This is a genomic window from Pseudomonas deceptionensis (assembly GCF_900106095.1).
Taxonomy (GTDB): domain Bacteria; phylum Pseudomonadota; class Gammaproteobacteria; order Pseudomonadales; family Pseudomonadaceae; genus Aquipseudomonas; species Aquipseudomonas deceptionensis.
In genome coordinates this window covers 2150505-2165080 of record NZ_FNUD01000002.1, presented here as the reverse complement: position 1 = coordinate 2165080, position 14576 = coordinate 2150505, and the positions used below count along the sequence as shown (strand labels likewise).

The window sequence follows — 14576 nt, the reverse complement described above, 5'->3', positions numbered from 1 at the left end:
GCTACACTGCCACCTGGCCTGAGCGGGATGCCCGGGCCACTCTTAAAAGAATGCAGGGCTGGAGAGTTGCGTGCTTAAAAACCTCGGTATCAAAGGCCGCGTATTGCTGCTCACACTATTGCCCGTCAGCTTGATGACCAGCGTACTTGGCGGCTACTTCACCTGGCTGCAACAGTCCGAGCTGCAATCACAGTTGCTGCAACGCGGTGAGATGATCGCCGAGCAGCTCGCTCCTCTGGTAGCCCCCGCCATGGGCCGGCATGACACCGCACTGCTGGCACGCATCGCCACCGAATCCCTTGAACAACAGGATGTGCGGGCCGTTGCGTTCCTCAACGCCAACCATGAACCCCTCGCCCATGCCGGGCCGATCATGCTCAACCAGGCCCCTCTGGGGAGCAGCACGCACCTGCAACAACGTACCGACAACGATGCCACCCGCTATTTGCTGCCGGTGTTTGGCCGCCATCGCAACCTGGCCGGGGATGTAATCCCCAATGAAGCCCACCGCCTGCTGGGCTGGGTCGAGCTTGAGCTGTCCCACAACGGCATGCTGCTGCGCAGTTACCGCAACCTGTTTGCCAGCTTGCTGCTGATCGTCACCGGGTTGGTGCTGACCACCCTGCTGGCCCTGCGCATGAGTCGCACGATCAATGCTCCCATCGGTCATATCAAACAGGCCGTGGCGCAACTCAAGGACGGGCACCTTGAGACCCGCTTGCCGCCCTTGGGCAGCCATGAACTGGATGAGCTGGCGTCGGGCATCAACCGCATGGCCGAAACCCTGCAAAATGCTCAGGAAGAACTGCAACACAGCATCGACCAGGCCACCGAAGACGTGCGCCAAAACCTGGAAACCATTGAAATCCAGAACCTGGAGCTCGACCTGGCCCGCAAGGAGGCCCTGGAAGCCAGTCGCATCAAGTCCGAGTTCCTGGCCAACATGAGCCACGAAATCCGCACGCCGCTCAATGGCATCCTGGGGTTTACCCATCTGCTCCAGAAAAGCGAACTGACTGCGCGCCAGTTCGACTACCTCAATACCATCGAAAAATCGGCCGACAGCCTGCTCGGGATCATCAACGAGATTCTCGACTTTTCGAAAATCGAGGCCGGCAAGCTGGTGCTCGACAATATCCCGTTCAACCTGCGCGACCTGTTGCAGGACACCCTGACCATCCTCGCCCCTTCGGCGCACGACAAAGGGCTGGAGCTGGTCAGCCTGGTCTATCGCGATACCCCGCTGTCGCTGGTTGGCGATCCGCTGCGGCTCAAGCAGATCCTCACCAACCTGGTCAACAACGCCATCAAGTTCACCCGCGAAGGCACCATTGCCGTGCGGGCCATGCTTGAAGACCAGGATGAAAACGAAACCGACGGCAGCGTGCAACTGCGCATCAGCGTGCAGGACACCGGCATCGGCCTGACCGCCCAGGATATCCGGGCACTGTTCCAGGCCTTCAGCCAGGCTGACAATTCGCTGTCCCGCCAGCCCGGCGGTACCGGGCTGGGGCTGGTGATTTCCAAGCGGCTGGTCGAGCAGATGGGCGGCGAAATCGGCGTTGAAAGCACCCCGGGCGAAGGCTCTGTGTTCTGGATCAGCGTCAAACTGCCCAAGGCCCGCGATGATGTCGAGGACCTGCCCGGCGCCCCACTGCTGGGCCGCCGCGTGGCGATCCTGGAAAAACACGATCTGGCGCGCCAGGCCTTGCACCATCAGCTGGAAGACTGCGGGCTGGACGTAACGCCCTGCACCACCCTTGAGAACCTCACCAACTGCGTGACAGGCGCCCATCAGACAGCGCAGGCCATTGAGCTGGCGGTACTGGGGGTCACGGCCAATGACACCCCGCCCGAACGCCTCAGACAGCACATCTGGGACCTGGAGCACATGGGCTGCAAAGTGCTGGTGCTGTGCCCGACCACCGAACAGGGGCTGTTCAACACCGCCGTGGCCAACCCCCACAGCCAGCTTCAGGCCAAACCTGCCTGCACCCGAAAATTGCGCCGGGCCCTGGCCGACCTGATCAACCCGCGCCAGCCCCGGTCCGAACCCGGCGAGCTGCTGGCCAGCCGCGCGCCACGCATCCTGTGTGTCGATGACAACCCGGCCAACCTGCTGCTGGTGCAAACCCTGCTTGAAGGCATGGGCGCCAAAGTCACGGCCGTGGACAGCGGCTATGCCGCCATTGACGCGGTCAAGACCGAAGACTTCGATCTGGTCCTGATGGATGTACAAATGCCCGGCATGGACGGCCGCGAAACCACCGAAGTCCTGCGTCAGTGGGAAAGCGAACGTCACTGCACGCCGCTGCCGATTGTCGCGCTGACAGCCCACGCCATGGCAAACGAAAAACGCGCCCTGCTGCAAAGCGGTATGGATGACTACCTGACCAAACCGATCAGCGAACGCCAACTGGCCCAGGTGGTATTGAAGTGGACGGGGCTGGCCTTGCGCAATCAGGTCAGCGAAGGCCACCACGAACCTGCCCGCCACAGCACCAAACTGCCCGTACTCGATCACGAAGAAGGCCTGCGCCTGGCGGCCGGCAAGCCGGACCTGGCCATCGACATGCTCGCCATGCTGCTGGCCTCCCTGGAGGCTGACCGCGAAGCCATCCAGCAGGCCCGCAACGCCAAGGACAACAATGCGTTGATCGAACGGGTCCATCGCATGCACGGCGCCACGCGTTACTGCGGCGTCCCGCAGTTGCGCGCCGCCTGCCAGCGCAGCGAGACACTGCTCAAACAAGCCAGCCCCAGCGCCAGCGCCGCCCTCGACGAACTGGACCTGGCCATCATCCGCCTGGCCAAAGAGGCACGCAGTAGCGCATAAAACCGAGAAAGCTGTACCTCGTCAGCGGCTACACAGTTCAGGCCCACCCACCAAGGAAGACCCCATGCGCACGATTCTTTTCAGCAGCCAGACCTATGACCAGGACAGTTTCACCGCGGCCTCGCAACCCGACGCCAATGAGTTGCACTTCCAGCCGGCGCGCCTGACCCTGGACACAGCAGCGCTTGCACATGACTACGAAGTCGTCTGCCCGTTTATCAATGATGACCTGAGCGCGCCGGTGCTGGAGCAACTGGCCGCTGGCCGCACACGGTTGATTGCCCTGCGCTCGGCCGGGTACAACCACGTGGACCTCCCTGCTGCAAAACGCCTGGGCCTGAGCGTGGTTCGGGTGCCGGCGTACTCCCCCCACGCGGTGGCCGAACATGCCGTGGCCCTGATTCTGGCGCTTAACCGGCGCTTGCACCGCGCCTACAACCGCACCCGCGAGGGCGACTTCACCCTGCACGGGCTGACCGGTTTCGATCTGGTGGGCAAAACCGTCGGCGTGGTCGGCACCGGCCAGATTGGCGCGACGTTCGGCAAGATCATGGCCGGCTTCGGCTGCAAGTTGCTGTGTTTTGATCCGTATCCAAATGCCGACCTGCTGGCACTGGGCGCGCAGTACGTCAGCCTGCCCGAGCTGCTGGCCGGCTCCCACATCATTTCCCTGCACTGCCCGCTGACGGCAGACAACAAGCACCTGATCAACAGCACCAGCCTGGCCACCCTCAAACACGGTGCCATGCTGATCAACACCGGGCGCGGCGCGCTGGTCAACACCCCGGCGCTGATCGACGCACTGAAAAGTGGTCAATTGGGCTATCTGGGGCTGGATGTCTATGAGGAAGAAGCCCAGCTGTTCTTCGAGGACCGCTCAGACCTGCCCTTGCAGGATGACGTGCTGGCGCGGCTGCTGACCTTCCCCAACGTGATCATCACCGCGCATCAGGCATTTCTGACCCGCGAAGCGCTGAGTGCGATTGCCGGCACCACGCTGAACAATATCGAGGCCTGGAAAAACGGTACTCCGCAAAACCTCATCGAAGGTTGATCTTGGGGTTTGATGCCTGCGTGCTAGCATAGCGACTTATTTGGAGGACCCATGGTCGAACACGATTTTCGCTACAGCCTGCTTAACCCGCAGCACACCCTGATTGAATGCCGCGCCCTGGCGCCAGGCCTGTATCAAGTCACCGGCAACGGTGGCTCGATTCAGACCGGTGACGTGCTGATTGTGACCCTCAAAGGCAGCAAGGGCTTGTCCATGCGCCTGGCCGTCGACAAGGTCCGCCACCTGATCAACCCGCGCGGCCAGTGGGTTGCCGTGACCAAAGGGCCGGTTTTCGGTGAATTGGCGATTCATGAGTGGCAGGTCAACTGCGACGTTTGCGCCAAAGAGCTGAAGTTCGAGTTCGCGGTCGACGCCAAACTCGGCACCAAAGCGCAAAAGCCGGCAGCTACCGCGCGTATCGCCGAACTGGGCTGGAGCACTGAAGGCAGCAAGCATGTGTGCCCTCAATGCCAAAAGGCCGCGCTATGAAACACCTGACCCTGCTGGCATTGCTGGGCGCGAGCCTGGCAGGCTGCGCAGGTGATCCGGTCAAGTTGCAGCAGAACCACACCTACGTACTGGAGTGGATCGGCGAACGGCCCCTGATCGACAACAGCCACCTGACCGTAACCCTGGACGATGCTGGCCGGGCCTACGGCAGTGGCGGTTGTAATCACTGGTTCGCGCCTTACACCCTGGACGGCGACAAGCTGACCTTCGGTGGCGTGGGCAGCACCCGCAAAGCCTGTGCACCGGCGTTGATGGAGCAAGAGCATCGATTCTTCGAGGCCCTGCAAACCGTACAACGCTGGGACATCTCGCCGATCGAGCAGGTGCGTTTCTGGCCAGCTGAAGGCAAGCCGCTACGGCTATGGCCTGAATAGGCATAAAAAAACCTGTGGGAGCCAGCCTGCTGGCGATGCAAGCGGTCCGGTCTGCCTGACTCACCGCGCTGAGGTTTTCGCTGGCAGGCCAGCTCCCACAGAAGCTGGCCTCGCTTAGCCGCGCAATTCCTTGATCTTGGCCAACACGCCGGCCGCCGTCTGCTCGCCCATCAACGTCGCACGCACCTTGCCCTTCTCATCAATGATGTAGGTCACGGGCAATGCTTCACTGCGCGGCAAATCAAACGCTTCAGCCGGGTCCTGCGCCAGCACGGTGAATGTGATCCCCAGCGCGGTGCTCGCGTCGCTCAGCTCCTTGCCCTGCAAACCATCGAAGTTCACCCCAAACACCCCTACCGACTGACCCTGCAGCTGTTTTTCCAGAGAATTGAGCTCAGGAATTTCAATCCGGCACGGCCCGCACCATTCGGCCCAGTAGTTGATGACCTTCCATTGCTTGTCCAGACGCTCCGATGCGATCTTCTGTCCGTGCTGATCGACCCCATAATCATTCCCGCAGCCCGCCAGCAGCAAGGTGGCGGTGACGGCGGCTACTGCCATGAGTCGCTTTAACATGCGTTGATCCTTCTCGGTGAATACAAACAAAAAACCATCAGACGGCGGCCATTTACCGCATACGGTTCAGGCGCGCCCGTCAGGCGGGTAGAATAGCCGCCACCTTACGCAAGATGCGACCCGCACATGACCGATCTGACGCTTTATCACAACCCGCGCTGCTCGAAATCGCGCGGTGCGCTCGAACTTCTCGAAGCCCGGGGCCTGACACCCACGGTGGTGCGTTACCTCGACACGCCGCCGGACGCCCCGCAACTGCGCGACCTGCTGGCCAAACTGGGCATCAGCGCACGTCAACTGCTGCGCAGCGGCGAGGAAGAGTATAAAACCCTCAACCTGGCAGACAGCAGCCTCAGCGAAGCGCAGTTGATCGACGCGATGGCCGCGCACCCCAAGCTGATCGAGCGCCCGATTCTGGTCGCCGGTGACAAAGCCGTTATTGGCCGTCCACCTGAAAAAGTCCTGGAGATCCTGCCGTGAGCGCGCCCTACATTCTGGTTCTGTATTACAGCCGCAATGGTTCGACCAGCGAGATGGCCCGGCAAATCGCCCGTGGTATCGAGCAAGGTGGCCTGGAAGCTCGCCTGCGCACCGTACCCGCCATCTCCACCGAGTGCGAAGCCGTTGCCCCGAGCATCCCGGCCGAAGGCGCCATGTACGCCAGCCTCGACGACCTGAAAAACTGCGCAGGCCTGGCCATGGGCAGCCCGACCCGCTTCGGCAATATGGCGGCACCGCTTAAATACTTTCTGGATGGCACCAGCAACCTGTGGCTGACCGGCGCCCTGGTCGGCAAACCGGCCGGTGTGTTCACCTCGACTGCCAGCCTGCACGGCGGCCAGGAAAGCACCCTGCTGTCGATGCTGCTGCCGTTGATGCACCACGGCATGCTGGTCACAGGCCTGCCCTACAGCGAATCGGCCTTGCTGCACACCACGGCAGGCGGCACGCCTTACGGCCCTAGCCATCACGCAGGTGCCGACGGCAAACGCGGGCTGGACGAAAACGAAGTCATCTTGTGCCGGGCCCTGGGTCAGCGCCTGGCCACCATCGCCCTGAAACTGGAGAACACCCGTGGCTAAAAAGCCCAAAGTGTTGCCGTCCATCGAATGGCTGGAGCCGCGGGTGCGGCTGATGCGCGCCTTGAGCTTGGTGTGTTTTTTCGGTCTGATCGGCTTGTTGACCGCGTATTACCTGATGTTTGCCGACCTGCACGGCGCACGCCCGTGGGTGATTTTGCTGATTGAACTGGTGCCGTTGATGCTGCTGGTACCGGGCATGCTCAAAGGCAGTGCGCGGGGGCACTCGTTCACCTGCTACGTGGTCAACCTGTACCTGATCAAGGGAGCGCTGGCTGCGTTCGACCCAAACCGCCAGGTGTTCGGTCTGCTGGAAATTGCCGCCAGCGTGGCGGTGTTTGTCAGCGCCATGCTGTATGTGCGCTGGCGCTACCAGCTGGATCGCCGATTGGCGGGTGAAGGCGCGTAGCCCGCCCCTGTAGCCGCTGCCGCAGGCTGCGACAAGGCCCTGAGGGCCTTAAAAACAGGGCCGCTGCGCAGCCCATCGCAGCCTGCGGCAGCGGCTACAAGGTCCGTCTTAGTGGTTCACGGTAAACGCCAGCATCTGTGACAACTGGCACATGGGTCGGCCACTTTCGGCGTGCCACTGGTTAAAGGCGTTCTGCACGATCGCCAGGTCCCGCAGGCTGGTAGGGGCCTTGTCCACCAGTTTCTGCGCGTTCAACGCGGCCACCACGTCATAGCTCGGCACGAAGGTGTCCTTGCCCACCATGCGCAAGAACCGGGGCGCCGACAAACCGCCCAACTGATGCCCATGTTTGGCCAGGTATTTCCACAAACCCACGATATCAGTCACCGGCCACTGCGCGATGAACGCGCCAAAGCTGCCGTGTTCGTGAGCGATATCGAGCACCATCTGCGCATTGCGCGGCACGCTTTTAAGCTTGCCCAGATGGCGAATGATCCGCGCATCCTGCATCAGCCGCTCCAGATGCTCGGCGCCCATGAGCACGACTTTTTCCGGGTCAAAACCAAAGAACACCTCTTCAAACACCGGCCACTTGGCATCCACCACGCTGTGCTTGAGCCCGGCACGAAAGACTCGCAGGGCAAGGGTCGACAGGTAGCGGTCATCACTGATCCGACGCAATTGTTCCGGGGTTCTCGGAACGGGCAATTCGGCTTCCAGAGCGGCTGACGAACCAAAGCGGTTCAAACAGTACTCGTGCAGCCATTTGTAGTCGCGCATGCCCTTTCCTCTTGGCAATTTACAGGTTCAGCACATCGACGAACCGCGAGGCGGCACTTTCGTCGATCTTCAGGCTGGCAAAGTCATACAGGTTACGGTCCGCCAATTGCGACGGGATAACATTCTGCAAACTGCGAAAGATACTCTCGGTGCGGCCCGGCGTCTTGCGATCCCAGTCCTGGAGCATGTCCTTGACGACCTGGCGCTGCAGGTTCTCCTGCGAGCCACACAGGTTGCATGGAATGATCGGGAACTGCTGCAGGTCGGAGTAGGCCTGGATGTCCTTCTCGTTGCAGTACGCCAGCGGCCGGATCACCACGTTGCGCCCGTCATCGGAGCGCAGCTTGGGCGGCATCGCCTTGAGGGTGCCGTTGAAGAACATGTTGAGAAAGAAGGTTTCAACGATGTCGTCCCGATGATGCCCCAGGGCCATCTTGGTCGCGCCGATCTTGTCGGCAAAGGTGTACAGGGTGCCCCGGCGCAAGCGCGAACACAGCGAACAGGTGGTCTTGCCTTCGGGGATCAGTTCCTTGACCAGCGAGTAAGTGTCTTTTTCAACTATGTGGTATTCCACGCCCAGCGACTTGAGGTAGGCCGGCAGCACGTCCTCGGGGAAACCCGGCTGCTTCTGGTCCATGTTCACCGCCACGATCTCGAACTGGATGGGCGCGACCTTTTGCAGGTGCAGCAGCACATCGAGCAAGGTGTAGCTGTCCTTGCCGCCCGACAGGCAAACCATCACCCTGTCGCCGTGCTCAATCATTTTGAAGTCGGCCACCGCCTCACCGGTCAAGCGACGCAGGCGTTTCTGGAGTTTGATTTGAGAGACCGAATGAGTGCCCATAGCGCTTGAAATCCGCGAGTTAAGACGAAAAGTCGAAGATTTTACCGAAAAAACCTCAACCGACGCACCCTTTTGGCCACCTAAAGACGCCAATGCGATAAGCCCGTATCTGACAGCACAATATGCTCTAAAGGGCCGGTTTTATTGGTCGACAGTTTTCCTATACTCGTCTTAAGGCCGCACCCCCGCTTGGTTGTTCATAGGTTCCGGATGCGCGACCGGCACGCGTCCCGCTGGGGGCGATGCGTCTTATACAGGAGCAGCAGCCATGATCCATCACGTTGTGGGCCTTTTTACCCACCCCGATCAAGAATGGCGTGAGATCCGTAGCGATGCCGAAGAAAGCATCGGCCATATGTACCTCACTCACACATTGATCCTGGCCGCGATACCGGCCATTTCCGCGTTTATCGGTACAACACAGGTGGGCTGGGTTATCGGCAGTCGCGCGCCGGTGATGCTGACCCTGGACAGCGCACTGTGGATGACCCTCATGTCTTATGTCGCCATGCTGGCGGGCGTCGGCGTGATGGGCGCATTCGTTCACTGGATGGCCCGCACATACGATGCACAACCGAGCCTGCGGCGTTGCGTGGCCTTTGCCACCTACACCGCCACACCGCTGTTCATCGGCGGGCTGGCAGCGCTGTATCCGCATATGTGGCTGGGCATGATGGTAGGCACTGCCGCCATTTGCTACACGGTGTACTTGTTGTACGTGGGCCTGCCGACGTTCATGAGTATCGACCCGGACGAAGGCTTTCTGTTTTCAAGCTCGGTACTGGCGGTGGGCCTGGTGGTACTGGTGGCGATCATGGCGTTTACCGTGATTGTCTGGGGGCTGGGCGTAGGACCGGTGTATACCAACTAAACGTCCCCCTAAAACCTGCTCGCGAAGGCCTGATGCACTTGAGCCTTCGAGAGCAGGCTCGCTCCCAAAGGCTGGTGTAGACCATTGGGCGCCAACAGGTTCGTAACCCCCACAGCTTGCGGCATAATCACCGGCTCTGGAGAACCGAACCGCATGCCCGAGTTGCTCAATACCCGCGTCGAAGACTGTTTCCAACAGGCCGAAGTGTTTTTCAAACGCCCCTTCAAACGCCCCGTGGTCAGCTTCAAGCTGCGCGGACAAAAAGCCGGCGTGGCCCATCTGCATGAAAACCTGCTGCGTTTCAATGCGCAGCTGTACCGCGAAAACAGCGAAGACTTCCTCAAGCAAACCGTCGCCCACGAAGTCGCGCACCTGATAGCCCATCAACTGTTTGGCGACCGCATCACACCCCACGGTGAAGAGTGGCAGCTGATCATGCGCGGTGTGTATGAACTGGCGCCCAATCGCTGCCACACCTACACAATCAAACGCCGCAGCGCCACGCGCTATATCTACCGTTGCCCATGCCCGGACAGCGACTTCCCGTTCTCGGCCCAGCGTCACGCCCTGGTCAAGCAGGGTCGCGGCTACCTATGCCGACGCTGCCGTCAGACGCTGGTGTTCAGCGGCCAGACCCGGGTCGAATAAGCAGGCATAAAAAAACCCATCCGAAGATGGGTTTTTTATTCACTCAGATTTACTTGAGCAACACCGGGGCCGGGCCTTCGGCCACACCCAGGTCATCTTCAGGGCGGGTGTCACCCAGTGGACGACCACCGGAATCCAGCTCTACTTGCAGCTGGTTAACGTCCAGCTCTTTCACCCACTTGGCCACAACCAGGGTCGCCACTGCGTTACCGATCAGGTTGGTCAGGGCGCGGGCTTCAGACATGAAGCGGTCGATACCCAGGATCAGCGCCAGGCCAGCTACCGGCAAATGGCCTACAGCCGACAGGGTTGCCGCCAACACGATGAAACCACTACCGGTCACACCCGCAGCGCCTTTAGACGACAGCAACAGCACCAGCAGCAGAGTGATCTGGTGCGTGATGTCCATTTGGGTGTCAGTCGCCTGAGCGATAAACACGGCCGCCATGGTCAGGTAGATCGAAGTACCGTCCAGGTTGAACGAGTAGCCCGTCGGGATCACCAGACCAACGACCGACTTCTTCGCGCCCAGACGCTCCATTTTCACCAGCATGCGCGGCAGGGCCGATTCCGAAGAGGAGGTCCCCAGAACGATCAGCAGTTCTTCACGGATGTAGCGAATCAGCTTGAGTACGCTAAAGCCGTGAGCGCGAGCGATGCCGCCCAGTACAATCAGCACGAACAGCACGCAGGTGATGTAGAAGCAGATCATCAACTGCCCCAACTGCACCAGCGAACCCACGCCGTAGGCGCCGATGGTGAAGGCCATTGCACCCAGCGCGCCGAGTGGCGCCAGCTTCATGATCATGTTGATGATGTTGAACATCACGTGAGCGAAGCGGTCGATGAAGTCCAGCACCGGCTTGCCGTAAGCACCCAGGCGATGCAGGGCGAAACCGAAGATCACCGAGAACATCAAGACTTGCAGGATGTCGCCGTTGGCAAAGGCACCCACAATGGTCGACGGGATCACGTTGAGGATGAAGCCAACGATGCTCTGGTCTGCGCCTGCGGTAACGTAGGCCGCCACTTTGGAGGCGTCCAGCGTGGCAACATCAATGTGCATGCCAGCGCCGGGCTGAACCACGTTGACGACTACCAGCCCGATCAACAGGGCAATGGTCGATACCACTTCAAAATAGAGCAACGCATAGCCGCCGGTCTTGCCGACCGACTTCATGCTCTGCATGCCGGCAATACCGCTCACCACCGTACAGAAAATAATGGGGGCGATGACCATCTTGATCAGTTTGATAAAACCATCACCCAGCGGTTTGAGTGCAACACCGGTTTGCGGGTAGAAATGGCCAAGCAAAATACCGATAGCGATCGCTACGATTACTTGCACATACAGGGATTTGTACAGTGGCTGACGAGTCGTCATTGCAAAGTTCCTCAAGTGCACCACCCCATCATCATTCCATCTGAGACCGGTGATGCCCAAAGCGCGAACCCTCCTGCACTTGGAGGGATTTGTTGTGTCGAGCTGCTCTAACGGCAGACCTCTCGCACTTATTGCAAGCTGTGGGCCACATTGGGCAAAAGCACCCCAATGGCCTGTACAGCCTGATCTTGCAGAAAATTGCGGACGAATGTGCAGGACAGCATTTGGCGGGATTCCGCCCATTCAACTAATTAAGGCGGGTGAGATGGCGGATATCCGCCTCATCGATCAACGCAACGTCGTCACAGGGTAGGGAAATAAATCCGGAACGCTGCCCCGCCGAGTGCCGAGTCATTCAGGGTCAGCCGGGCGTCATAGCTTTCAATGATGTCCTTGACCACTGCCAAACCGATGCCCTGCCCCGGGTGCTGGCGGTCCAGGCGCTCGCCGCGCTGAAGGATCCGCGCGCGTTGATCCTCCGGTACGCCGGGGCCGTCATCTTCCACGCACACTTCTATCCCGTGGGCATTGCGATGCAGGCTGATGCGCACTTGCCCCAGACACAAGCGATAGGCGTTTTCCAGCAAGTTGCCCAGCAACTCCAGCAAGGCATTTTGCTCGATCGGCACGTGGCTCAGCTCCGGGATGTCGTAGCTGACCTTGACCTGCTTGTCGCGGTACACCTTGCCAAGCGTGTTGCACAGGCTTTGCACCACGGGCAGCAACTCGACCTGATGGCGTACCAGACCACTCTTGCGCAGGCTGGCACGTTGCAGTTGATAGCTGATTTGCTGGTTCATGCGCTCGATCTGACTTTGCAGCACCCAGGCTTGCTCGCGCTCTGTAGGGCGCTGGGCCATGCTTTCACTCACGCCCTGCAGCACCGCCAAGGGTGTTTTCAGGCTGTGGGCCAGGTCGTCTAGCGAGTCACGATAACGGGTACGCTGCTCGCGCTCGCTGTGCAACAAGCGGTTCAACGAGCCGGTCAGGCGCAGCAACTCCCGAGGGTGCTGCTCGCTGAGGCTGTCGCGCTTGCCGGTTTCAATTTCATCCAGTTCCTGACTCAAACGTCGCAAGGCACGTAACCCCCACGTCAGACCAATCCATAGCAACGAAAGCAGCACAATCAAGGCCGCACCGAATCCCAGATAAAGATTTTCCCGCAACCCGTCGAGTGTCAGGTTGTATTCACGCATCGGTTGCAAGGCCACAAAGCTGAAGGCGGCACTCTTGCCCCCCAACAGTTTGACCTCGACGTCATAGACAAAGAACTCTCTGCCGTTGTCTTCGCGAATGCTCGCAAACTCATTGCCACGCCCGTCATAGCGCGGTTGGTAGTTGATGGCTTCTTCCTGTGTGGCCCGCGAGCGCCACACCAGATGCCCCTCGCGGTCATAGATATAGCCGAGCAGGCGACTGTCCGGCAGGTTGAACTCTTCGTCCGGCAGCAGGGCCGGCATTTTAAGACGGTTTTTCTCCATTTTTGCCGCTGAAATCAGCGTGGTGACATCCGACGCCAAACGCTGCTCAATGGCGTCCTTGAGCGCCAGACTGAACGCTCCCTGCATCGCTGGCAGCAGCGCCAGCATAAACAACACGGCCAACAAGGTTGCCGCCAGCATCAATCGAACGCGAAGCGAACGAATCATCGGCAGCGCTCAGTAAACAGGTACCCCAGACCGCGCACCGTATCGATTGGCTTAAAGCCGTTTGCCCCCTCAAGCTTGCGTCGCAGGCGCCCGACCAGCACCTCGATCACATTCGGATCACGTTCCTCGTCATCCGGGTACAGCTGCTCCATCAGTCGGTCCTTGGCCACCACTTGCTGGTGATGGCGCATCAGGTATTCAAGAATCCGGTACTCATAAGCGGTGAGTGCCAGCGGCTCATCATCGAGCACTGCTTGCTTGCGGTTGATGTCCAGCACCAGCGCACCCGCCACGATGGTCGACTGGGTAAAACCGCTGGAGCGGCGCAGCAACGCATTCAGACGTGCCTCCAGCTCCTCGAACTGGAAAGGCTTGACCACATAATCGTCGGCACCGGCGGCCAGGCCCTCAACTTTGTCTTGCCAGTTACCGCGAGCGGTGAGAATCAAAATCGGAAAAGTCTTGCCGCGCTTGCGCAACTCGCGAATCAGCTCAAGCCCGCCCAAACCCGGCAAACCAAGATCGATCATCGCCAGGTCATGGTTGAACTGCTCGGTCTGGTACAACGCCTCTTCAGCATTGGCCACCGCCTCAACCACATGGCCGTTTTCTGTCAGACGGGTTTGCAAGTGATGGCGCAGCAACGCCTCATCTTCAACCACCAGCAATTTCATCGCGCTCTCCCAAGCAAATCCGCGTCTCGTAGGACATATGTCCTCTACAGCCTAGCCACATACAGTAAGTCGTGCGCCCTGAACATACTCTGAACAATTGCACAGCCAGACCAAGACCCTGCAAAATGCCCGGCATGAACCGACTTCCCGCCTTGCCTGCCTGCTGCACGCCACTGCGTGCCGACTGGCCGTTGCCCTTCGCGCTGCCCGGCAGCGTGTGGCTCAGTACCGATTTCAGCCCCACGCAACTTGCAGCCGATGATTTTGCGCGCAGTGCCATCACCATGCCTGCGAGTATTCAACGCTCGGTTGCAAAGCGCCAAGCCGAATTTTTGGCCGGGCGCCTCTGCGCCCGCGCCGCTCTGCTACAACTGGACGGCACCTGTACCGTACCCGCCATCGGTGAAGACCGCGCCCCCGTCTGGCCAGCCCATATCAGCGGCGCCATCACTCACAGCAATGGCCGTGCTGGCGCGCTGGTAGCCCTTAAAAGCGAATGGCAGGGGCTGGGCATCGATCTGGAAAAACTGCTCAGCACTGAGCGCGCCCAGCGCCTGGCCAAGGAAATCCTCACCCCTGATGAACGTTTGCGTATGGCCGCCGTCCCTGCCGAACAGATCGCGCTGCTGGTCACCCTGACCTTCTCGGTCAAGGAAAGCCTGTTCAAGGCGCTGTTCCCCCTGGTGCAAAAACGCTTCTACTTTGAACACGCCGAAGTGCTTGGCTGGGCAGAAGACGGCCATGTGCGCCTGCGCCTGCTCACTGACCTGTCGCCTGAATGGCAACACGGTCGTGAGCTGGATGCGCAGTTTTGTCTGTTTGAAGGGCAAGTGTTGAGTGTCGTGGCGATCAAAGCGGGAACACCTTCTGCCGCCTGACCTTTAGAGG

16 protein-coding genes are annotated in these 14576 nt (G+C 60.1%); 10 read left to right on the top strand and 6 right to left on the bottom strand.

Going from position 1 to position 14576, the window contains the following annotated elements:
• Positions 1-70 precede the first annotated feature (70 nt).
• The 4 genes from BLW11_RS09850 (at position 71) to BLW11_RS09835 (ending at position 4774) form a co-directional block, all read left to right on the top strand.
• Positions 71-2836 (top strand): response regulator, encoded by a 2766-nt coding sequence (locus BLW11_RS09850; RefSeq protein ID WP_048358890.1) that lies wholly within the window; start codon positions 71-73, stop codon positions 2834-2836.
• A gap of 64 nt (positions 2837-2900) precedes the next feature.
• On the top strand, positions 2901-3890 hold the full coding sequence (locus tag BLW11_RS09845) for a 2-hydroxyacid dehydrogenase (protein ID WP_048358891.1): 990 nt from the start codon (positions 2901-2903) through the stop codon (positions 3888-3890).
• A 51-nt stretch (positions 3891-3941) separates the two neighbouring features.
• Positions 3942-4379 carry a hypothetical protein gene (locus BLW11_RS09840; RefSeq protein WP_048358892.1) on the top strand — a complete coding sequence of 146 codons (438 nt, stop codon included), beginning with the start codon at positions 3942-3944 and terminating at the stop codon, positions 4377-4379.
• Positions 4376-4774 carry an META domain-containing protein gene (locus BLW11_RS09835; RefSeq protein ID WP_048358893.1) on the top strand — a complete coding sequence of 133 codons (399 nt, stop codon included), beginning with the start codon at positions 4376-4378 and terminating at the stop codon, positions 4772-4774. The genes BLW11_RS09840 and BLW11_RS09835 overlap by 4 nt, the downstream gene beginning before the upstream one ends.
• A gap of 114 nt (positions 4775-4888) precedes the next feature.
• On the opposite strand, the gene BLW11_RS09830 is transcribed toward BLW11_RS09835, so the two are convergent.
• Entirely contained in the window at positions 4889-5350 is a 462-nt protein-coding gene (locus tag BLW11_RS09830) for a TlpA disulfide reductase family protein (protein ID WP_048358894.1), read from the bottom strand.
• Positions 5351-5476: 126 nt separating this feature from the next.
• On the opposite strand from BLW11_RS09830, the gene arsC reads away from it, so the two are divergent.
• The 3 genes from arsC to BLW11_RS09815 are packed head-to-tail and all read left to right on the top strand — an operon-like array spanning position 5477 to position 6838.
• Positions 5477-5830 carry an arsenate reductase (glutaredoxin) gene (gene arsC / locus BLW11_RS09825; RefSeq protein WP_048358895.1) on the top strand — a complete coding sequence of 118 codons (354 nt, stop codon included), beginning with the start codon at positions 5477-5479 and terminating at the stop codon, positions 5828-5830.
• Positions 5827-6432, top strand: coding sequence for an NAD(P)H:quinone oxidoreductase (gene wrbA / locus BLW11_RS09820; RefSeq protein ID WP_048358896.1), 606 nt, complete (start codon positions 5827-5829; stop codon positions 6430-6432). The genes arsC and wrbA overlap by 4 nt, the downstream gene beginning before the upstream one ends.
• On the top strand, positions 6425-6838 hold the full coding sequence (locus BLW11_RS09815; RefSeq protein WP_048358897.1) for a DUF2069 domain-containing protein: 414 nt from the start codon (positions 6425-6427) through the stop codon (positions 6836-6838). Before wrbA ends, BLW11_RS09815 begins: the two co-directional genes overlap by 8 nt.
• Positions 6839-6946: 108 nt before the next feature.
• On the opposite strand, the gene BLW11_RS09810 is transcribed toward BLW11_RS09815, so the two are convergent.
• Both BLW11_RS09810 and ttcA read right to left on the bottom strand, forming a co-directional pair.
• A complete protein-coding gene (locus BLW11_RS09810) occupies positions 6947-7618 on the bottom strand; it encodes a DNA-3-methyladenine glycosylase I (RefSeq protein ID WP_048358898.1) in 672 nt (223 codons plus the stop codon).
• 19 nt (positions 7619-7637) lie between these two features.
• A complete protein-coding gene (ttcA, locus tag BLW11_RS09805; RefSeq protein ID WP_048358899.1) occupies positions 7638-8462 on the bottom strand; it encodes a tRNA 2-thiocytidine(32) synthetase TtcA in 825 nt (274 codons plus the stop codon).
• Positions 8463-8730: 268 nt separating this feature from the next.
• On the opposite strand from ttcA, the gene BLW11_RS09800 reads away from it, so the two are divergent.
• Together BLW11_RS09800 and BLW11_RS09795 are read left to right on the top strand one after the other, a co-directional pair.
• Entirely contained in the window at positions 8731-9333 is a 603-nt protein-coding gene (locus BLW11_RS09800; RefSeq protein WP_048358900.1) for a Yip1 family protein, read from the top strand.
• A 153-nt stretch (positions 9334-9486) separates the two neighbouring features.
• Positions 9487-9981, top strand: coding sequence for a SprT family zinc-dependent metalloprotease (locus BLW11_RS09795; protein WP_048358901.1), 495 nt, complete (start codon positions 9487-9489; stop codon positions 9979-9981).
• Positions 9982-10030: 49 nt separating this feature from the next.
• Here BLW11_RS09795 and BLW11_RS09790 read toward each other — a convergent pair whose 3' ends face one another.
• The 3 genes from BLW11_RS09790 to BLW11_RS09780 form a co-directional block, all read right to left on the bottom strand.
• Positions 10031-11365, bottom strand: a complete 1335-nt coding sequence (locus BLW11_RS09790; protein WP_048358902.1) for a dicarboxylate/amino acid:cation symporter — start codon at positions 11363-11365, stop codon at positions 10031-10033.
• Positions 11366-11667: 302 nt separating this feature from the next.
• Positions 11668-13014 carry an ATP-binding protein gene (locus BLW11_RS09785; protein ID WP_048358903.1) on the bottom strand — a complete coding sequence of 449 codons (1347 nt, stop codon included), beginning with the start codon at positions 13012-13014 and terminating at the stop codon, positions 11668-11670.
• Positions 13011-13688, bottom strand: a complete 678-nt coding sequence (locus tag BLW11_RS09780) for a response regulator (protein WP_048358904.1) — start codon at positions 13686-13688, stop codon at positions 13011-13013. Before BLW11_RS09780 ends, BLW11_RS09785 begins: the two co-directional genes overlap by 4 nt.
• A 134-nt stretch (positions 13689-13822) precedes the next feature.
• On the opposite strand from BLW11_RS09780, the gene BLW11_RS09775 reads away from it, so the two are divergent.
• Positions 13823-14566, top strand: coding sequence for a 4'-phosphopantetheinyl transferase family protein (locus BLW11_RS09775; protein ID WP_048359517.1), 744 nt, complete (start codon positions 13823-13825; stop codon positions 14564-14566).
• Positions 14567-14576 lie beyond the last annotated feature (10 nt).